Origin of the sequence: Gluconacetobacter entanii (genome assembly GCF_013155425.1) — a bacterium.
Lineage (GTDB): Bacteria > Pseudomonadota > Alphaproteobacteria > Acetobacterales > Acetobacteraceae > Novacetimonas > Novacetimonas entanii.
The window spans coordinates 43735-62788 of record NZ_JABJWD010000064.1 but is presented as its reverse complement, the minus strand read 5'-3'; the positions used below and the strand labels follow the sequence as shown (position 1 = coordinate 62788).

Genomic DNA, 19054 nt, shown 5'->3' with positions numbered 1-19054 from the left:
AAACTGACCTGAACATGGATACCCCAAACCAGTCCCCGTCATCCCCTTCCCCCACCAGCAGCAGCAGGCCCACTCCCCCTCCCAGGCGCAGGCGTCTCCTTGTATGGGGTGGCGTCGGCGCACTTGCCGTCATGCTTGCGGTCGCGTTCCTGCGCCCGCATGGCGGCGGCAGCAAGAAGCACAACGCGGGCAACGCGCCACAACCCGTAGCTGTCGCAAGCGTGCATGCGGGTGACATGCCGTTCGTGCTGACGGAACTTGGCACGGTCGTTCCCATCACCAACGTGACGGTGCAGTCACGCATCGACGGCTACCTGATGAAGGTCCTGTTCACGGAGGGACAGCATGTCCACAAGGGCGACCTGCTCGCCCTGATCGACACGCGCCCGTATGACGTGCTGCTTGCGCAGTACGAGGGACAACTGGCGCAGGACGTGGCGCAGTTGCAGAAGGCCCGGGTGGACAATGCGCGCTACCAGACCCTGATCCGGCAGAACAGCGTCGCCGCCATGACGGCGAAGGACCAGCAGTTCCTCGTCGAGCAGTACGAAGGCACGGTCAAGGCGGACCAGGCGCTGGTGGACAATGAAAAGCTGCAGATCGAGTACTGCCACATCATCGCCCCGGTGGATGGCCGCGTGGGCATCCGCCAGGTCGATGCCGGCAACTACATCACGGCGGGCCAGACGAACGGCCTTGTCATCCTGACGCAGATGCAGCCGATTTCCGTCATCTTCACCCTGCCGGAAAATGATATCGGCCCCGTGGCCGAACGCCTGCATGCGGGCACGGCGCTGGCCGTGGAGGCATGGGACAGCGCCAACGAACACAAGATCGCCGACGGGCAGGTCAGCGTGCTCGACAGCCAGATCGACACCTCGACCGGGACGGTGCGCATGCGCGCCATTTTCCCCAACAACGAGGAAACGCTGTTCCCCAACCAGTTCGTCAACGCGCACCTGATGGTCACGACGGAACATGGCGTCCTGCTGGTGCCGACCAATGCGCTGCAGACCGGCCCCAACGGGCAGTTCGTCTATGTCGTCAAGCCCGACCACACCGTTGACGTCCGCGATGTGAAGACCGGCCACGCCAATGACAGCATGACGGTCGTGACCTCCGGCCTGAAGGATGGCGAAACCGTCGTGACCGATGGCGTCGATCACCTGCGCAGCGGCATCAAGGTCAGCATCCCGGCGGAAACGGCGGCAAGCACCCCGGCGGCGGCACCTGCGGACACCACGCCCGCGTCGAACACGCCTGCGTCAAAACAGGGATGATCCCGACAGCGCCCACGACTGACGCCACCGTCGTGTCCCCGCCCATCGCCCCGCCCCTGACGGAGATGCCCGCGTGAATCCCTCCCGCCTGTTCATCCAGCGCCCGGTCGCGACCACCCTGCTGATGCTCGCCATCATGCTGGCGGGCATGCTCGGCTATCACTTCCTGCCTGTCTCCGCCCTGCCGGAAGTCGAATATCCGACGATCACGGTGCAGACCTTCTATCCGGGGGCAAGCCCGGACGTGATGGCGACCTCCGTCACCGCACCGCTGGAGACACAGTTCGGGGAGATGTCGGGACTGGACCAGATGACGTCGCAGTCCTCGGGCGGGGCGTCGGTCATCACGCTGCGCTTTGGCCTGACGATGACGATGGACATCGCGGAGCAGGAAGTGCAGGCCGCGATCAACCAGGCCAATTCCCTGCTGCCGACCGACCTGCCCGCGCCGCCGGTCTATGCCAAGGTCAATCCCGCCGACACGCCTGTCCTGACGCTGGGCATCACGTCGAAGACGATGCCCCTGACGGAGGTGGAGGATTACATCGACACCCGCCTGGCGCAGAAGATCAGCCAGATTTCGGGCGTCGGCCTGGTCAGCCTGTCGGGCGGCAACCGCAAGGCGATCCGCGTGCGGGTCAACATCCCCAAGCTGACATCCTTCGGCATCGACCTTGACACGCTGCGCACGACGATCGGCAATGTGAACGTCAATTCCCCCACCGGCACGTTCGACGGCCCGCAGCGCGCCACCACCCTGCGTATCGACGGACAGATTTCGGGCGTGGATGAACTGCTCAACCAGGTCATCGCCTACCAGAACAACGGGCCGGTGCGCATCCGCGACGTCGCAAGCGTGGTCATCGGGCCGGAGAACACGGAACTCGCGGCATGGGCGAACCAGACGCCCGCCCTCGTGCTCAATGTGCAGCGCCAGCCGGGCGCGAACGTCATCGCCGTGGTGGACAACATCAAGTACGCCCTGCCCCACCTGCAACAGTCGCTGCCGCCGGGCATCACCATCACGCCGCTGACGGACCGCACCACGACCATCCGCGCCTCGGTGGAGGACGTGGAATTCGAACTCTGCCTTGCACTGTTCCTGGTGGTGGGGGTGATCTTCATCTTCCTGCGCAACGTGCCCGCGACCATCATCCCCAGCCTGTCGGTCCCGCTGTCGCTGGTGGGCACGCTGGCGGCGATGTACCTGCTGGGATTCTCGCTCGACAACCTCTCGCTGATGTCGCTGACGATCGCGACGGGGTTTGTCGTCGATGACGCCATCGTCATGATCGAGAACATCGCCCGCTACATCGAAATGGGCGACGACCGCATGACCGCCGCGCTGAAGGGCGCGGGGGAAATCGGCTTCACCATCATCTCGCTCACCGTTTCGCTGATCGCGGTGCTGATCCCGCTCCTGTTCATGGGCGACGTCGTGGGACGGCTGTTCCATGAATTCGCGGTTACGCTGGCGGTCACGATCATCCTGTCGGCGGTGGTGTCCCTGACGCTTGTGCCGATGATGTGCGCGCGCCTGCTGTCGGAAAAGCGGGAAAACCGCAAGGAAGCCGCCTGGGCCGTGCATGTGGAGCGCGCGATGGTCGCCACCATCGCCGCCTATGGCCGCGGGCTGGATGTGGTGCTGCGTCACCAGCGGCTGATGCTGGCGATCTTTGTCGCAACCCTGGGCCTGACGGGTGTGCTGGCGGTCATTATCCCCAAGGGCTTCTTCCCCACGCAGGACACGGGCGTCATCCAGGGCATTTCCGTCATGGCGCAGTCCACGTCGTTTGACGCGATGAAACGCCACCAGCAGGAGCTTGCTGCGCGTATCCTCAAGGATCCCGACGTCGTCAGCCTGTCGTCGTTCGTGGGTGTGGACGGGCAGAACGTGACCCTGAACCAGGGGCGCTTCCTCATCAACCTGCGCCCGCAGGACAAGCGCCACGACAACGCCACCACGATCGCCAGCCGCATCCAGCGTGAAACCGCCGACATCGCGGGCGCCAGCCTGTATTTGCAGCCGGTGCAGGATCTGTCGCTCGATACCTCCGTCGCCGCGACGCAGTACCAGTTCCTGCTGGAAAACCCGGACTACAACCAGTTCACGAACTGGGTGCCGAAATTCCTCGACCGCCTGCGAAAGGAACCGGCCCTGTCGGATGTGACGTCCGACCTGCAGGCCGCCGGACTGGTGGCGCATGTGACGCTGGACCGCACCACGGGCGCGCGGTACTCCATCACGCCACAGACGATCGACAACGTGCTGTATGATTCCTTCGGGCAGCGCCAGATTTCCACCATCTTCACGCAGTCCAACCAGTATCGCGTGATCCTGGAGGCCGATCCCCGGTTCCAGACCAGCCTGACCTCGCTGGACCAGATGTACCTGCCGGGCATCAGCGGCAATTCGGGGGAAAGCACCTCCGGCCCGACACGTTCGCCCACGTCGGGACTGGTGCCGATGGCCTCCGTCACCTCCGTCACGCAGGATACGGCTCCGCTGCTGATCACGCATGTGGGACAGTTCCCGGCGACGACGATCTCCTTCAACGTCACACCGGGCTATTCGCTGGGCAGTGCGACGGATGCGATCGAACGGGCGGAACATGACATCCACCTGCCCTCCACCTTCCAGACGTCATTCCAGGGCACAGCAGCGGCGTTCCGCAACTCCCTGTCGAACGAGGTCTGGCTGGTGCTGGCGGCACTGGCGGCGGTCTATATCGTGCTGGGCATCCTGTATGAAAGCTTCATCCATCCCATTACCATCCTGTCCACCCTGCCTTCCGCCGGGATCGGCGCGCTGCTTGCGCTGCTGGTCACGGGGTCGGGGCTGGACATCATGGGGATCATCGGGCTGGTGCTGCTGATCGGCATCGTCAAGAAAAACGCCATCATGATGATCGACTTCGCGCTGGAGGCCGAACGGATCGAGGGGATGTCGCCGTTGCATTCGATCCGCCATGCCGCCCTGCTGCGTTTCCGTCCCATCCTGATGACGACGCTGGCGGCGATGCTGGGTGCGGTCCCGATGGTGATCGGCACGGGCACGGGGTCCGAACTGCGCCGGCCGCTGGGTATCGCGATCGTCGGCGGCCTGCTGGTCAGCCAGTTGCTGACGCTGTTCACCACGCCGGTCATCTACCTGTTCATGGACCGCATCAGCCTGCGCCTGCGCAGGCGCTTCTCCATGGATGACGACGTCGCGCCACGCACCACCGACCCGACGCAGGCGCCCTCGTGAATCCGATTGCCCTGTTTGTCCGGCGGCCGGTCGCAACCACCCTGCTGACGGTGGCGCTGCTGATGGGCGGCATCATCGGATACCTGACCCTGCCGGTGGCGGACCTGCCGAACGTGGACTTCCCCGTCATCCAGGTCCAGGCGCGGCAGGCCGGTGGCACACCGGAGGAAATCGCCAGTTCCGTCGCCGCCCCGCTTGAACGCCATCTGGGGCAGATCGCGGACCTGACGGAAATGACGTCGCAGTCCACGGCCAACCAGGCGCGCATCACGCTGCAGTTCTCCCTGTCGCGCGACATCAATGGCGCGGCGCGCGACGTGGAGGCCGCGCTGCAGGCGGCGCATGCGGACCTGCCGACGTCGCTGCGGCAGAATCCCAGCTATTTCAAGGCCAATCCCAACGGCGCGCCGATCATGATCCTGGCACTGACGTCCAAGACACGCACCGCGCCACAGCTTTACGACCTTGCCTCCAACGTGCTGCAGCAGCACCTGTCGCAGATCGGCGGCGTGGGCGAGGTCGAGGTCGGGGGCAGTTCGCTGCCTGCCGTGCGGGTGGAGATGAACCCGCTGGCGCTGTACAAATTCGGCATCGGGTTCGAGGACGTGCGCGCCGCCCTGGCATCGGCCAACGCGCATACGCCCAAGGGCTTCATCGACCATGGCAATTACCGCTACACGCTGGCGACCAATGACCAGGTGCACAACGCGCAGGCCTATCGCGACCTGATCGTCGCCTATCATGACAGCCGCCCGGTGCGCCTGGCCGACGTGGCCTATGTCGTGGACGGGGTGGAGGACGTGCGCAACGCGGGCTACGTCAACCGCGAACATGCGGTCCTTGCGATCATCTTTGCGCAGGCCGGGGCGAACATCATCCGCACCAATGACCAGATCCGCGCGGAAATCCCGGCCCTGCGCACCGCCCTGCCCGCGGATGTGACCCTGTCGAACATGATGGACCGCTCCACCACCATCCGCGCGGCGCTGGAGGATACGCAGTTCACGCTGGTCATGTCGGTGGTGCTGGTCGTTCTGGTGGTGCTGGTGTTCCTGCGGTCATGGCGGATCACCATCGTGCCGGCCATCGTCGTCCCCACCTCCATCATCGCGACCTTTGCCGCGATGAAATTCCTTGGCTACTCGCTCGACAATCTCTCGCTCATGGCGCTGACGGTCTCCACGGGGTTCGTGGTCGATGACGCGATCGTGGTGGTGGAAAACATCAGCCGCCACCTTGAGGCCGGGATGGGCCGGATGCAGGCCACCCTGCTGGGCACGCGGGAGGTCGCGTTCACCGTCCTGTCGATCACGGTGTCACTGATCGCCGTGTTCCTGCCGATCCTGCTGCTGGCGGGAGTTGCGGGACGCCTGTTCCATGAATTCGCGATGACCATGTCGATCACCATCGTGATTTCCATGATCCTGTCGCTGACGCTGACGCCGATGATCACGGCGCGCGTGCTGTCGCGGGAGGGGGAAAAGCCCCCTACGAACGGCGTGATGGGACGGATATCGCGCGCGCTGGAAGGTGTGCTGGTCGGGTTGCAGCAGTTCTATGCCCGCACGCTGGACATCGCCCTTGCGCACCGCCGCCTGACGGTCATGTCGCTGCCGCTGACGGTGATCCTGATGGCCGCGCTGTTCATGAAGATGCCCAAGGGCCTGTTCCCCGAATCCGACACGGGCATGCTGATGGGGCGCCTGATGGGGGACCAGTCGATTTCGTTCCAGGCGATGCAGGGCAAGATCGACACGGTGCAGAAAGCCATCATGGCGGATCGCGACGTCTCCCGCGTGATGGGGTTCATGGGGGGGCGCGGGTCGTCCAACCAGGCCAACCTGTTCGTCATCCTCAAGGACAAGTCGGAACGCACCGACCCGCCCGCGACGACCATCGCGCGGATCAACCACCGCCTGCGCAACATGGTCGGCGCGCGGTTCTATGCCACGGCGCCGGGCACCCTGCGCATCGGCGGGCGGCAGAGCAACGCGGCCTACCAGTATTCGCTCCAGTCGGACTCATCGGCCGACCTGTATGAATGGACGCCCCGGCTTGTCACCGCGCTGCAACGCCATCATGAACTGACCGATATCTCGTCCGACGTGCAGCAGGGCGGCGAGGCGCTGCAGGTTTCGATCGACCGCGACACCTCCAGCCGCGTCAACATCACCCCGCAACTGATTTCAAACACGCTGTACGATGCCTATGGCCAGCGCGCGGCGTCGGTCATCTACAACCCGCTCAACCAGTATCGCGTGGTGATGGAGGTCCAGCCACGCTTCTGGCAGGATCCCACGACCCTCAAGCAGGTGTGGGTCAGCGTCGCGGGCGGCAGTGCCGCCGGTGGCACCGTGTCGAACACCATCCGCGTCAGTTCCACCGCCAGCACGACGGAATCCGCGCTGAGTTCGCAGTCCTTCCGCAACCAGATCGCCAATACCCTGGCCGGTGGCAGCAGCACGTCTTCCGGCTCCGCCGTCTCGACCAATTCGGAAACGATGGTGCCGCTGACGCTGGTCTCCACGCCGAAGCCGGTGCTGACCGCGCTCAGCGTCAACCATCAGGGACAGTCGGTGGCGACCACCGTTTCGTTCAACCTCGCCAATGGCGCCTCGCTCAGCCAGGCGGTGCAGATCATGAACGAGGAAATGGTCCGCCTGCACATGCCCACCAACATCCAGGGCAGCTTTGCGGGGAATGCGGCGCAGTTCCAGAAATCGGTCAACAACGAACCGCTGCTGATCCTTGCGGCGCTGGCCGCCGTCTATATGACGCTGGGCATCCTGTATGAAAGCTATGTCCATCCCTTCACGATCCTGTCCACCCTGCCGTCGGCCGGTGTGGGGGCGCTGCTGGCGCTGCAGGTGTTCGGGGAGGAGTTTTCGCTGATCGCGATGATCGGGGTGATCCTGCTGATCGGGATCGTCAAGAAGAACGCCATCATGCTGGTGGATTTCGCCATCACGGCGGAGCGGGAGGACGGCATGACACCCCATGACTCGATCCGCACGGCCTGCCTGATGCGCTTCCGCCCGATCATGATGACCACCTTCGCCGCCGCCCTTGGCGCGCTGCCGCTGATCTTCGGCCATGGATATGGTTCCGAACTGCGTCGGCCGCTGGGCATCGCCATCGTCGGCGGCCTGCTCGTCAGCCAGGCGCTGACGCTCTACACCACGCCGGTTGTCTATCTTTACCTTGACCGCCTTGGCGCGGCATGCCGGGACCGTTATCGTCGGCTGACCTCCGGCATTTTATCCTCGCGCCCCAACCTTTCCAAACAGGATTCCTGACCCGGATGACACATTCCAGGCCATCGCCGCGCACCTGCCCGCCCCCTCGTGCCACCCTTCCCCGCAACCGGGCGCGGGCGCGACGCGCGCTCTGGCGGGTCGTGTCGCTGGCGCTACCTGCGGTCCTGCTGGGTGGGTGCATGGTCGGGCCGCATTACCACCGCCCTTCCGCCATCGTCTCCGCACGGTTCAAGGAACTGCAACCCGCGCCGGGATGGGAACTCGCGGCCCCGCAGATGGCCAGCCTGCCGAAGCAGAACTGGTGGACGATCTATAATGACCCGGTGCTCAACGGGCTGGAATCACAGGTTGCGCTGTCGAACCAGAACATCAAGGAATACGAGGCGAACTACCGCAATGCACGCGCGCTGATCGACAGCGTGCGCGCACAGCTTTTCCCCACCATCAGCGGCAGCCTCGGCTTCAACCGCAATGCGCACGGGTCGGGATCGCTGTCCTCCACCGGCAGTTCCCTGTATGGCAAGAGCCAGTACAACACCTATGACATCGGCCCGTCCGCCAGTTGGGACCTTGATATCTGGGGCAAGATCCGCCGCCAGATCCAGGAACAGGTGACCGCGGCACAGGCCAGTGCCGCCGACCTCGCGAACGCCACCCTGTCCTATCAGGCGCAACTGGCCACCGCGTATTTCAACCTGCGGTACCAGGATTCCCTGCACGACCTGCTGCAACGCTATGTCCAGTTCAATGAACAGGCGCTGCAGATCACGCAGAACCAGTATGACGCGGGCACGGCCGATCCGACCGCCGTGCTGCAGGCGCGCACCACGCTGGAACAGAACCGCGCCGCCCTGGTGCAGACAGGCGTTGCCCGCGCGCAGTACGAACATGCGATTGCCGTGCTGATCGGCAAGCCGCCGGCCGACGTGACCATCACGCCGGGCGAACTGACACGTACCATCCCGCCGATTCCGGTTACGGTGCCCGCCGACCTGCTGCAACGTCGCCCCGATATTGCCGCCGCCGAACGCACGATGGAGCAGTACAATGCCCAGATCGGGGCGGACATGGCCGCCTTCTTCCCCGACATCACCATCAATGCCAGTTTCGAGCAGAGTGGCGGCGACCCGGTCACGTCGCTGATGAACGCGGCCAACCGCATCTGGTCGCTTGGCGCCGCCGCGACGGAGACGCTGTTCTCCGGCGGATCACGCACCGCCGCCGTGCATGAGGCGAACGCCCAGTATGACAATGCTGTCGCCACCTACCGCCAGACGGTGCTGACGGCGCTGCAATCGACGGAAGACAGCCTGTCGAACCTGCGCATCCTTGCGCAGGAGCAGGAACAGCAGCAAAAGGCGCTGGAATTCGCCAACCGTTCGGTGGAAGTCGCGCTGAACCAGTACAAGGCCGGGACCGCGATCTACACCACCGTCATCACCAACGAGACCTCGGCCCTGAGTGATGCGGAAAACGTGCTGTCCATCCAGCAGCAGCGCGTGGTGGACAGCGTGAACCTTGTCGAGGCACTGGGCGGCGGCTGGGATGTCTCCCGCCTGCCGACGAAGGGTTCGCTGCAGAAGGACAACCCGTTCCTGCCGTCCTTCATCCAGAAGGACAAAAACCAGTAAAAAAGGCCCCCGGCGCATGCCGGGGACCTTCGGGTGGGTGTCGCCTTCTGTAAAGAAAGGCGGGGTTCTAGTTGAATAGCGTGCGGGCCAGCATGACGCACAGCACCACCACGATGACAAAGCCCAGAATCGCAATAAAGAGCAGGACCTTGGCCATCCCCGCCGAAACAGCGGAGATACCGCTGAACCCGAACACTCCGGCGACCAGCGAGACCACCAGAAAAAACAACGCCAGCTTCAGCATGATATAAGTCCCTGATCCTTCATGTCGTTCCTGAACGCGGCATAACGACACAGGGTTGCCCGCGCATCAGCCATGCCGCCCGCGGCACCTGCGGCCGATCAGCGCCGCCGCCACAGCCATGTTGCGACGAACGCCGCGAACGACGCGCCCAGCAGGGCGAACAGCGGACGATCCGCCGTCAGGTCACGCACCGTATCACATGCGCCACCCAGTCCCTTTGCACCGCCCACGCGCGGGGCACCGGCGGCCCAGCCATTGATGTCATCCTGCAGGCGGCCGACGCCTTCTTCCAGTTGCGCTTCGAATTCATTCATTCCAGTTACTCCCTTGCCGGTTATCCATCCGGCAGGACGCATCACGCGACGACGCCCCTGCCCCATGGCCGGTCCATGTATGCCCCATCATGTCGGGGACATGGCGTGCTGTCCATCGTGACGGCAGGATTCAGATTTCCGCTGCCTGCCAGTACGCGGGCCGTTCACCGGGATCGGGTTCGCCTGCGATCAGGGCCTTCAGCCGTTCGACCAGCGCCTGCGTCGCGGGGGCGGCACGGTCACGCGGCCGTGGCCCCACCATGAAATCCCCCCGCACGGAGGCCGGATGCCCCGACAGGACGATGATCCGGTCCGCAAGGATCAGGGCCTCGTCAATATCATGGGTGACGAACAGGACCGTCTTGTGCGTCTGCGCCCAGATCCGCAGCAGTTCCTCCTGAAGGCTGCTGCGCGTGATCGCATCCAGCGCGCCAAAAGGCTCATCCATCAGCAGGAGGTCAGGTTCCACCGTCAGCGCGCGCGCCACGCCGACACGCTGGCGCTGTCCCCCCGACAGTTGCCGTGGCCAGCGATCGGCCTTGTCCGCCAGCCCCACCAGTTCCAGCGACGCCATCGCGCGCGCATGGCGGTCGGCGCGTGACAGGCCGATCCCCTCCAGCCCCAGTTCGACATTCTGCCGCACCGTGCGCCATGGCATCAGCTTCGCGTCCTGGAACACCAGCGCGGTGGACCGCCCAAGGGGGGATGCCGGCGCCGTCAGCGTGACCGTGCCCTCGCTCGGCGGGGTCAGGCCCATGATGACCCGCAGCAGGGTGGACTTCCCCACACCCGACGGCCCCAGCAGGGCCACGAACTGCCCCTTGCCGATGCTGAGGTCCACGCCACGCAGGATGAAGCTTTTTCCCCTGTCATGGGACAGGCCGATATTGGACAGGCGGACCATCGTCGTATCGGTCGCATCCCCGGTCCGCGCCCCGGTCTCGGGCATTGCCATGTCCATATACCTACCCCTGCCAGCCCAGAAGCCGTCTGCGCACCACCATGAACGCCATGTCCGTCAGTGCATACAAAAGCGCCATCGTCAGCATATAGACCACGACCAGGTCCGTCGCCAGAAGGCTGGATGCCTGCATCATGCGCGCGCCGATCCCGGGCACGCCGAACAGTTCGGCCGCCACGACCGACATCCAGGCCTGCCCCAGTCCCGTGCGCAGTCCCGCCAGCAGGCCCGGCGCGGACGCGGGCAGCACCACCTTCGTCAGCCGCCCAAGGAAGCTGCCATGGCCGAATGCGGCGGCGACCTCATACAGGTCGGGGTCGATCGACTGCACCGCGCCATAGGCGGCATAGAAATTGATCCAGAAGACCGAAATTGCGATGACGAATGTCGCCCCGGCGGTGTTCAGCCCGAACCACAGGATCGCGAACGGCACCCATGCCAGCCCCGGTATGGGCCGCAGGACGCGCACCACACCGGCCAGCAGCGCATCAAGCACCCCGACCGCCCCGCACAGCAGCCCCACCAGCGCCCCCAGCACCGTCCCGATCACAAGCCCGAGGAGGTAATGCGTCAGGCTGTCGCGGATGGCCGTCTGCCACGCGCCATTGCGGACCTCGTCCAGCCAGGCAGGCCCCAGCGAGGACGGCGCAGGCAGCAGTCCCGCCGGCACCCAGCCCAGACGCACGGACGCCTCCCAGACGCCAAACAGCACCACAAGGCCGACGATGCCCAGGCCAAGGCGTATCAGTGATTTCCTGTCAGGCTTCATTTGCCCAGACGCCGGTAACTTTCCAAGTCAAACAGGTCCGCCACGGGTTGCGGCGCATGCAGAAGGCCGCTCTGGACCTCGAAATCCTGCAGCTTGGTCACGGACTCGACAATGCTGGCCGGGTCGGACACGTAATGCGAGGCCGATGCACGCAGCGACTCCTGCACGATGGCCTGCGGCAGCATGCCGCCCGCCAGTGCACCGCGCACAAAGGGCACGGCCTCGTCCGGTGAATGCGACAGCAGGTCGGTCGCGCGCACGAACGCGGCAAGGAACCTGTCCTTCCATTCCGCACGGTCCGGCGCGTCCTCGTTCAGGATGGCGAGGACCGATCCCGGCTGGCCCGGCATCATGTCATGACCGGTGGCAAGGATGCGCGCCTGCGGCAGGCGATGGCGCACCAGCGTCAGGGTCGGTTCACGCAGGACCGCCGCATCCACGGCCCCTGCCAGGAACGCCTGCTGTTCGGCATCAAGGTCAACGCCGACGATATCCGCCGTCTGCGCCGGGTCGAGGCCGTTGCGCGCCTTCAGCCAGTACCGCAGCATCGAATCCGGCACGGAACCCAGTGGCTGCGCGCCGATCTTGGCCTTGCGACTGCTGGTGCGGGCGAAATCGTCAAACCGCTGTTTCAGCGCCGCACCCTCTATCGGTTGGGTCGGTGTTTCCGGCAGCCCTTCGGCCAGCGGACCGCGCGCCATGACCTGAAGTTCCTCGATCGCGGCGCTGGCGACCACCTTGACGTTCACACCATGCGCCCGCGCCTGCAGCAGCGGCAGCACACCGGCCACATAGGCGTCGATCTTCCCCGCCGCAAGCGCCTGGATCGCCTGCGGCCCGGACTGGAAGCGGATCAACTGCATGTCGATGCCCGCATCCTTCAGCCAGTGTTCACCATCCATGACAAACAGCGGCGCGGACCCCAGGACAGGAATATAGCCCACACGCACCGTCGGGGCGGCATATGCCTGCGTGCACAGGGCCATGACCGCCGCAAAAACATACGTTCCGAAACGTGAAAATATAGACCGTGCCATCGCGCGCATTCCCGAAAAATTACCGGAACTTAATCGTTATTAATTTATACCGCCATTCATTAGACGATCCGAAACAGGAAATAAACCTGAGACAGCGCATAATATGGTACTTACGCGCACATGGCATAAAAAAAGCCCGGCCTGAGCCGGGCTTTTCCAGGACATACCGTGGCGATCAGGCCGCCAGGTCTTCCTTGGCTTCGGTGGCCGGACGCGGGCCGCTATCCTTGCCCTTGGCCGTCACGTCGCGATCGACCAGTTCGATCACGGCCATGTCGGCCGCATCGCCATGGCGCATACCGGCGCGCAGGACGCGGGTATAACCGCCCGAGCGGGCCTTGTAACGTTCAGCCACGGCCGAGAACAGCTTGGTCACGATCACATCGTCACGAAGCTGCGCAAAGGCCTGCCGACGGGCATGCAGGTTGCCCCGCTTGCCGAGGGTGATCAGCTTTTCGACGACCGGACGCAGTTCCTTTGCCTTGGGCAGGGTGGTCGTGATCTGTTCGTGCTTGATCAGGGCGACAGCCATGTTCCGAAACATGGCCTGTCGATGGGACGAGGTAACGCCGAGCTTCCGGCCAGCAACACCGTGACGCATGATGTAGTCTTCCTGTCTTTCCGGTTCAGAGGATCAGAACGGCTCGTCGAGCCTCTTGGCCAGATCTTCAATGTTCTCCGGCGGCCATGCCGGAACGTTCATACCCAGCGAAAGCCCCATGGCGGTCAGGACTTCCTTGATTTCGTTCAGAGACTTCCGCCCGAAATTCGGGGTACGGAGCATTTCCTGCTCTGTCTTCTGAACCAGATCGCCAATATAGACGATGTTGTCGTTCTTCAGGCAGTTCGCACTGCGGACCGACAGTTCAAGCTCGTCAACCTTCCGCAGGAGGTTGCGGTTGAACGGCAGGTCGTCCTGCGGTTCCTCGGTACGGACGGCACGCGGCTCATCAAAGTTGATGAACAGCTGCAGCTGGTCCTGAAGGATACGCGCGGCCAGGGCCACCGCATCTTCGGGCGTCACCGCGCCGTTGGTTTCCACCGTCAGCAGCAGGCGGTCATAATCCGTCACCTGTCCCACGCGGGTCTGTTCGACCTTGTAGGAAACGCGACGCACCGGGGAATAGATCGCATCGATGGGAATAAGGCCGATCGGTGCATCCTCGGGCCGGTTGGCCGCAGCGGGAACATACCCCTTGCCCATGTTGACCGTGAATTCCATCCCGAACTTCACGCCCTCATCAAGCGTGCAGATCACGAGGTCGGGGTTCATCACCTCGATATCATGGCCGGTCTGGATCTGGCCTGCGCGCACTTCGCCCGGACCGGTGGCGGTCAGGACCATGCGCTTGGGGCCTTCGCCATGCATGCGCAGGGCAAGCTGCTTGATGTTCAGGACGATGTCGGTGACATCCTCGCGCACACCCGCAACAGAAGAGAACTCGTGCAGAACGCCGTCAATCTGGATTGCCGTAACCGCAGCCCCCTGCAGGGAGGACAGCAGAACACGACGGATCGCATTGCCGAGCGTCATGCCAAAACCACGTTCCAGCGGTTCCGCAACGACAGTCGCCGTGCGCGACGGTTCTGCCCCCGGTTCGACTTCCAGTTTTTCCGGCTTGATCAGGGATTGCCAGTTTTTCTGGAGGACCAAGGTAATGGCCTTTCAAGACTGATCTGCCGTCACTCAAGACAACAGATGGCACCCATACCGGGTGCCTGATGACAATCAGATCCCCCTGCCCCGCCATGGGGCGGAACAGGGAGAAGCGAATTCGAGTTCCCGGATCAGACGCGGCGACGCTTGCGCGGACGGCATCCGTTGTGGGGAACCGGCGTCATGTCACGGATCGCCGTGATGGAGAAACCAACCGCCTGCAGGGCACGCAGGGCGCTCTCACGCCCCGACCCCGGACCGGAGACCTCGATCTCGAGGGTTTCCATGCCATGCTCACGTGCCTTGCGGCCAGCATCCTCGGCCGCGACCTGGGCAGCATAAGGCGTCGACTTGCGCGACCCCTTGAAGCCCTGCGCACCGGCGGAAGACCATGCAATCGCATTGCCCTGCGCATCGGAGATGGTGATCATCGTGTTGTTGAAGGTGGACAGCACGTGTGCCACCCCGGAAATGATATTCTTCCGCTCTTTCTTGCGAATACGCGGTGCCGCAGCTTTCGCCATAATCTTCTCGATCCTGTCAGTTCATTGGGCATGGCCGCGACCACCCGCGCGAGGCAGGTCCGGTCCATGCATGTCAGGGTGCCCGGTTTAGCGGGCCGCCTTCTTCTTGCCTGCGATCGCAACAGCCTTGCCCTTGCGGGTACGGGCGTTGGTATGTGTCCGCTGGCCATGAACCGGCAGGCCGCGACGATGGCGGAGACCGCGATAGCAGCCAAGGTCCATCAGGCGCTTGATGTTCATCGCGACTTCACGACGCAGGTCGCCTTCGACGCGATAGTCGTTGTCGATCAGTTCGCGGATCTTGACGATCTCGTCATCGGACAGCTCGTTCACGCGACGCTCGGCGGGGATCGAAAGCTTGTCGCAGATCGTCTGGGCCTTCGTCGCCCCGATACCATAGATATAACGCAGGGCAATCGTTACCCGCTTGTTCGTTGGGATGTTCACGCCGGCAATACGCGCCACGCCACTTACTCCTCGTCCGCCCGTCCACGACGGGCACTAACATTTCGGCAGGGCTGCTTCACGCCACCGGGTTACACCCCGCAGCGTCGTGAACATACCGGACAGACGCCGGCCAACCCCATCATCAATTCCAGTTGGTCATACCAGCACCGCGCGGCCGGTCAACGACTCACGCGGCACTCATACCTTGAGGGCGCGGAATATACCCGCCAGCCCATCCAAGTCAATTATTCTGCATCACTTTTTCGTGATAGCATCGACAGCGGCAAAGACCTGCTTCGTCACATCGTCGATATCCGCCATGCCGTCAATCCGGCACAGGCGCCCCTGCTCCTCATAATAAGGCAGGATCGGTGCAGTCTGCTCACGGTAGGCCTTCAGCCGCGCGGCCACGGTTTCCCTGCGATCATCCTCACGGCGCACGAATTCGTGCCCGCCACAGACATCGCATGTGCCTTCGACCTTGGGACGCTTGTACAGGTCGTTATAGCCCTCGCCACACTTGGCGCAGGTGAAACGTCCTGCGATCCGGTCAGCCAGCGCATCTTCATCCACATCAAGCAGAAGAACCAGGTCAATGTGACGGCCAGTCTTCTTCAGCATGGAATCGAGGGCTTCGGCCTGCGCCCGGGTCCGGGGAAAACCGTCGAGGATAAATCCCTTGGCGCAGTCAGGGCGGTCGATCCGCGCTTCGATCAGGGAGATGATCAGGTCATCGGGGACCAGTTGCCCCGACGCCATGATGCTTTTCACCTTCTGGCCCAGCGGACTGCCTGCCGCGACTTCCGCACGCAGCATGTCGCCCGTTGAAATCTGTGCGATTCCATAATGGGCCTCCAGCAGCTTTGACTGCGTGCCCTTTCCCGCGCCCGGCGGCCCAAGAAAAATGATGTTCACCGGAATTTACCCTTCCTGCCACGCGCCTTGCGCATGAGTCCCTGATACTGGTGCGCCACGAGATGGGACTGGATCTGTGTCACCGTATCAATTGTCACCGTCACGATGATGATGAGGCTCGTCCCGCCGAAATAGAACGGCACGTTATAGTGACTGATGAGGATCTGCGGCAGCAGACACACGGCCACCAGATACATCGCCCCGATTGTCGTGATGCGCGTCAGGATCCGGTCAAAGAAGACCGCCGTATTCGCGCCCGGACGGATGCCGGGGACAAAGCCCCCCTGCTTGCGCAGGTTCTCCGCCGTTTCCTGCGGGTTGAAGGTCACTGCCGCATAGAAATAGGAGAAGAACACGATCATCGCGGCATAGAACAGCATGTAGAGCGGCTGCCCCTGCCCCAGCGACTGCCCCAGGAACGACAGCCACCCCGGAAGGGAACTGTTGTTCATGAAGCCTGCGATGGTCACGGGAATCAGCAGCACGGAAGAGGCAAAAATCGGCGGAATCGAACCCGCGGTATTCACCTTCAGCGGCATATGCGTGGAGTCGCCACCAAACATCCGCTGCCCCACCTGACGCTTGGGATACTGGATCACCACCCGTCGCTGCGCCAGTTCCATGAACACGATGAACGCGATCGTAATGGCTGCAAGGACCAGGAACACCAGCACGAAGAAAGGCGAAAGAGCACCCGTGTAGCCAAGCTGGAACAGGCTTGCCAGCGCATTGGGCAGGTTGGCGACGATACCCGCGAAGATGATGAGGGAAATTCCGTTCCCCACCCCGCGCGACGTGATCTGTTCACCCAGCCACATCAGGAACATCGTGCCGCCCACCAGCGTCAGCACGCACGAGACGATGAAGAACATGCCCGGCGAGATGACGGCCGATCCGGCCTCGGTATGCATGTTCTCCAGCCCGATGGCGATTCCATACGCCTGGAACAGCGCAATGGCGACCGTCAGATAGCGCGTATATTCATTCAGCTTGCGGCGTCCGCCCTCTCCCTCTTTCTTGAGGGCCTCAAGAGACGGAATTGCTGCCGACATCAGCTGCACGATGATGGATGCACTGATGTAGGGCATGATGTTCAGCGCAAACACGGTCATGCGCCCAAGCGCACCACCCGTAAACATGTCGAACATGCCCAGAATACCACCCTGATGCCGGGCCAGCAGTTGCCCCATGACCGTCGCATCGACGCCAGGAACCGGAATATAGGTGCCAATCCGATAAACGATCAGCGCGCCCAGTGTGAACCAGATGCGCTTTTTCAATTCCGTTGCGTTGGCAAAAGAATTGAAATTCAGATTGGCAGCCAGCTGTTCGGCCGCGGAGGCCATGCGCCCATCCTTTCACAAGAACAGCGTCACCACATAAAGCGGGACGCTGTCATGATAAAAACCTGTTTAAAATAATAAAGCGATGCGCCTGCACAGTGCAAGACGCATCGCTTTCATTATTCTGGCGTGGGGGAGATGGAACAGTCCCCCATCCAGTCATTTCGCAGGAGCAGCAACCGCCTTGGCGGCCTTTTCCTTGACCTGCACCTTGCCGCCGGCCTTCTCGACCGCGGCAATGGCACCGGCGGAAGCACCGGAAACTTCAATGGTCACGCCATGATGAAGTTCACCGTTGCCCAGCAGGCGGACACCCGCCACACCCGTTTCCGTCACCAGTCCCGCCTTGCGCAGGACATCCTCGGTCACCGGAGCCTTGGCATCGATCTTGCCGGCTTCGATCGCCTTGTCCAGCACGCCGAGATTCAGGATGGCAAATTCCTTGCGGAAGATGTTCTTGAATCCACGCTTGGGCAGGCGACGGTACAGCGGAAGCTGACCACCTTCAAAGCCATTCAGGGAGACGCCGGAACGGGCCTTCTGACCCTTGACGCCCTTCCCGGAAGTCTTGCCCTTGCCGGACCCGATGCCACGCCCCAGACGCTTCTTGCGGTAGCGGGCACCTTCGTTATCGCGAAGTTCGTTGAGATTCATCTCAATTCTCCACCTTCACAAGGTGGGCGACCTTGCGCACCATGCCGCGGACCGAAGGAGTATCCTCCAATTCACGCGTACGGCCGATCTTGTTCAGTCCCAGACCGATCAGCGTAGCCTGCTGACCCGGCTTGCGCCCGTTGCCAGACTGGATCTGGGTGACCTTGATGGTTCCCTTTGCCTCAGACATCTGCAGCAGCCTCCGCCGATGCAGTCACCTCACGGCGACCAAGGATATCGGAAACCTTCTTGCCACGGCGGTTTGCAACCGAACGCGGGCTTGCGCAGCGTTCCAGGGCAGCAAAGGTCGCCTTGACCATGTTGTGCGGGTTCCGGGTGCCCAGCGACTTGGCCACGACATCATTGATGCCCAGGCTTTCGAACACTGCGCGCATCGGACCGCCCGCGATGATGCCTGTGCCGGCGTCAGCCGAACGCAGCACCACCTTGCCGGCGCCGAAATGACCCGCCACGTCATGATGAAGGGTACGCCCTTCCTTCATGGGGACGCGGATCATCGCGCGCTTGGCGCGGTCGGTCGCCTTGCGGATCGCCTCGGGAACTTCACGGGCCTTGCCCGCGCCGAATCCTACGCGCCCCTTCTGGTCACCGACGACAACCAGTGCGGCGAAAGCGAAGCGACGACCGCCCTTGACCACCTTCGCAACACGATTGATCGTGACCAGCTTGTCAACGAGATCATCGCCTTCGCGATCACGATCGCGGCCGCCCCGGCCGCCTTCTCTCGGTTCACGTGCCATTGTGCGTGAC

Annotated in this window: 18 protein-coding genes; 4 read left to right on the top strand and 14 right to left on the bottom strand. The window is 63.2% G+C overall.

Annotation, left to right across the window (positions count from 1 at the left end):
* Positions 1-14 precede the first annotated feature (14 nt).
* From HNH97_RS11920 to HNH97_RS11905, 4 genes are all read left to right on the top strand, one after another.
* Entirely contained in the window at positions 15-1280 is a 1266-nt protein-coding gene (locus HNH97_RS11920) for an MdtA/MuxA family multidrug efflux RND transporter periplasmic adaptor subunit (protein ID WP_171791016.1), read from the top strand.
* A gap of 73 nt (positions 1281-1353) precedes the next feature.
* Positions 1354-4530 carry an efflux RND transporter permease subunit gene (locus HNH97_RS11915; protein WP_171791015.1) on the top strand — a complete coding sequence of 1059 codons (3177 nt, stop codon included), beginning with the start codon at positions 1354-1356 and terminating at the stop codon, positions 4528-4530.
* The gene (locus HNH97_RS11910; protein ID WP_171791014.1) at positions 4527-7826 is read left to right on the top strand and encodes an efflux RND transporter permease subunit; all 3300 of its coding nucleotides are present in this window, start codon (positions 4527-4529) and stop codon (positions 7824-7826) included. The genes HNH97_RS11915 and HNH97_RS11910 overlap by 4 nt, the downstream gene beginning before the upstream one ends.
* Before the next feature lie 5 nt (positions 7827-7831).
* Positions 7832-9418, top strand: a complete 1587-nt coding sequence (locus tag HNH97_RS11905; RefSeq protein ID WP_171791013.1) for an efflux transporter outer membrane subunit — start codon at positions 7832-7834, stop codon at positions 9416-9418.
* Positions 9419-9485: 67 nt separating this feature from the next.
* Here HNH97_RS11905 and HNH97_RS11900 read toward each other — a convergent pair whose 3' ends face one another.
* From HNH97_RS11900 to rpsE, 14 genes are all read right to left on the bottom strand, one after another.
* The gene (locus HNH97_RS11900) at positions 9486-9662 is read right to left on the bottom strand and encodes a DUF1328 domain-containing protein (RefSeq protein ID WP_110912129.1); all 177 of its coding nucleotides are present in this window, start codon (positions 9660-9662) and stop codon (positions 9486-9488) included.
* A gap of 98 nt (positions 9663-9760) precedes the next feature.
* The gene (locus HNH97_RS11895; protein ID WP_110912128.1) at positions 9761-9976 is read right to left on the bottom strand and encodes a hypothetical protein; all 216 of its coding nucleotides are present in this window, start codon (positions 9974-9976) and stop codon (positions 9761-9763) included.
* A gap of 130 nt (positions 9977-10106) precedes the next feature.
* Complete coding sequence (locus HNH97_RS11890) at positions 10107-10925, bottom strand: ABC transporter ATP-binding protein (RefSeq protein WP_244949414.1); 819 nt, start codon at positions 10923-10925, stop codon at positions 10107-10109.
* 16 nt (positions 10926-10941) lie between these two features.
* Positions 10942-11706: an ABC transporter permease gene (locus HNH97_RS11885; RefSeq protein ID WP_110912126.1), complete on the bottom strand. Its 765-nt coding sequence runs from the start codon at positions 11704-11706 to the stop codon at positions 10942-10944.
* Positions 11703-12743, bottom strand: coding sequence for an ABC transporter substrate-binding protein (locus tag HNH97_RS11880; protein ID WP_171791011.1), 1041 nt, complete (start codon positions 12741-12743; stop codon positions 11703-11705). Before HNH97_RS11880 ends, HNH97_RS11885 begins: the two co-directional genes overlap by 4 nt.
* A gap of 175 nt (positions 12744-12918) precedes the next feature.
* Complete coding sequence (gene rplQ, locus HNH97_RS11875; RefSeq protein WP_110912125.1) at positions 12919-13344, bottom strand: 50S ribosomal protein L17; 426 nt, start codon at positions 13342-13344, stop codon at positions 12919-12921.
* A 33-nt stretch (positions 13345-13377) separates the two neighbouring features.
* Positions 13378-14397 carry a DNA-directed RNA polymerase subunit alpha gene (locus tag HNH97_RS11870; RefSeq protein ID WP_110094600.1) on the bottom strand — a complete coding sequence of 340 codons (1020 nt, stop codon included), beginning with the start codon at positions 14395-14397 and terminating at the stop codon, positions 13378-13380.
* A 134-nt stretch (positions 14398-14531) separates the two neighbouring features.
* Positions 14532-14924, bottom strand: coding sequence for a 30S ribosomal protein S11 (rpsK, locus tag HNH97_RS11865; RefSeq protein ID WP_003621069.1), 393 nt, complete (start codon positions 14922-14924; stop codon positions 14532-14534).
* Positions 14925-15011: 87 nt separating this feature from the next.
* Positions 15012-15389 (bottom strand): 30S ribosomal protein S13, encoded by a 378-nt coding sequence (gene rpsM, locus HNH97_RS11860; RefSeq protein WP_110094601.1) that lies wholly within the window; start codon positions 15387-15389, stop codon positions 15012-15014.
* Positions 15390-15626: 237 nt separating this feature from the next.
* The gene (locus HNH97_RS11855) at positions 15627-16286 is read right to left on the bottom strand and encodes an adenylate kinase (RefSeq protein ID WP_171791010.1); all 660 of its coding nucleotides are present in this window, start codon (positions 16284-16286) and stop codon (positions 15627-15629) included.
* Complete coding sequence (gene secY / locus HNH97_RS11850) at positions 16283-17632, bottom strand: preprotein translocase subunit SecY (RefSeq protein ID WP_110094603.1); 1350 nt, start codon at positions 17630-17632, stop codon at positions 16283-16285. The genes HNH97_RS11855 and secY overlap by 4 nt, the downstream gene beginning before the upstream one ends.
* Positions 17633-17788: 156 nt before the next feature.
* Positions 17789-18283, bottom strand: coding sequence for a 50S ribosomal protein L15 (rplO, locus tag HNH97_RS11845; protein WP_110912121.1), 495 nt, complete (start codon positions 18281-18283; stop codon positions 17789-17791).
* 1 nt (position 18284) lies between these two features.
* The gene (rpmD, locus tag HNH97_RS11840; RefSeq protein WP_110912120.1) at positions 18285-18473 is read right to left on the bottom strand and encodes a 50S ribosomal protein L30; all 189 of its coding nucleotides are present in this window, start codon (positions 18471-18473) and stop codon (positions 18285-18287) included.
* Positions 18466-19044, bottom strand: coding sequence for a 30S ribosomal protein S5 (rpsE, locus tag HNH97_RS11835; RefSeq protein WP_110094606.1), 579 nt, complete (start codon positions 19042-19044; stop codon positions 18466-18468). Before rpsE ends, rpmD begins: the two co-directional genes overlap by 8 nt.
* Positions 19045-19054: the final 10 nt, after the last annotated feature.

Excerpts from the sequence above, each read along its gene's own strand:
- HNH97_RS11920 (WP_171791016.1), top strand. The coding sequence starts at position 15 with ATGGATACCCCAAACCAGTCCCCGTCATCCCCTTCCCCCACCAGCAGC.
- HNH97_RS11905 (WP_171791013.1), top strand. The coding sequence starts at position 7,832 with ATGACACATTCCAGGCCATCGCCGCGCACCTGCCCGCCCCCTCGTGCC.
- HNH97_RS11900 (WP_110912129.1), bottom strand. The coding sequence starts at position 9,662 with ATGCTGAAGCTGGCGTTGTTTTTTCTGGTGGTCTCGCTGGTCGCCGGA.
- HNH97_RS11895 (WP_110912128.1), bottom strand. The coding sequence starts at position 9,976 with ATGAATGAATTCGAAGCGCAACTGGAAGAAGGCGTCGGCCGCCTGCAG.
- HNH97_RS11890 (WP_244949414.1), bottom strand. The coding sequence starts at position 10,925 with ATGCCCGAGACCGGGGCGCGGACCGGGGATGCGACCGATACGACGATG.
- HNH97_RS11885 (WP_110912126.1), bottom strand. The coding sequence starts at position 11,706 with ATGAAGCCTGACAGGAAATCACTGATACGCCTTGGCCTGGGCATCGTC.
- HNH97_RS11880 (WP_171791011.1), bottom strand. The coding sequence starts at position 12,743 with ATGGCACGGTCTATATTTTCACGTTTCGGAACGTATGTTTTTGCGGCG.
- rplQ (WP_110912125.1), bottom strand. The coding sequence starts at position 13,344 with ATGCGTCACGGTGTTGCTGGCCGGAAGCTCGGCGTTACCTCGTCCCAT.
- rpsK (WP_003621069.1), bottom strand. The coding sequence starts at position 14,924 with ATGGCGAAAGCTGCGGCACCGCGTATTCGCAAGAAAGAGCGGAAGAAT.
- secY (WP_110094603.1), bottom strand. The coding sequence starts at position 17,632 with ATGGCCTCCGCGGCCGAACAGCTGGCTGCCAATCTGAATTTCAATTCT.
- rplO (WP_110912121.1), bottom strand. The coding sequence starts at position 18,283 with ATGAATCTCAACGAACTTCGCGATAACGAAGGTGCCCGCTACCGCAAG.
- rpmD (WP_110912120.1), bottom strand. The coding sequence starts at position 18,473 with ATGTCTGAGGCAAAGGGAACCATCAAGGTCACCCAGATCCAGTCTGGC.
- rpsE (WP_110094606.1), bottom strand. The coding sequence starts at position 19,044 with ATGGCACGTGAACCGAGAGAAGGCGGCCGGGGCGGCCGCGATCGTGAT.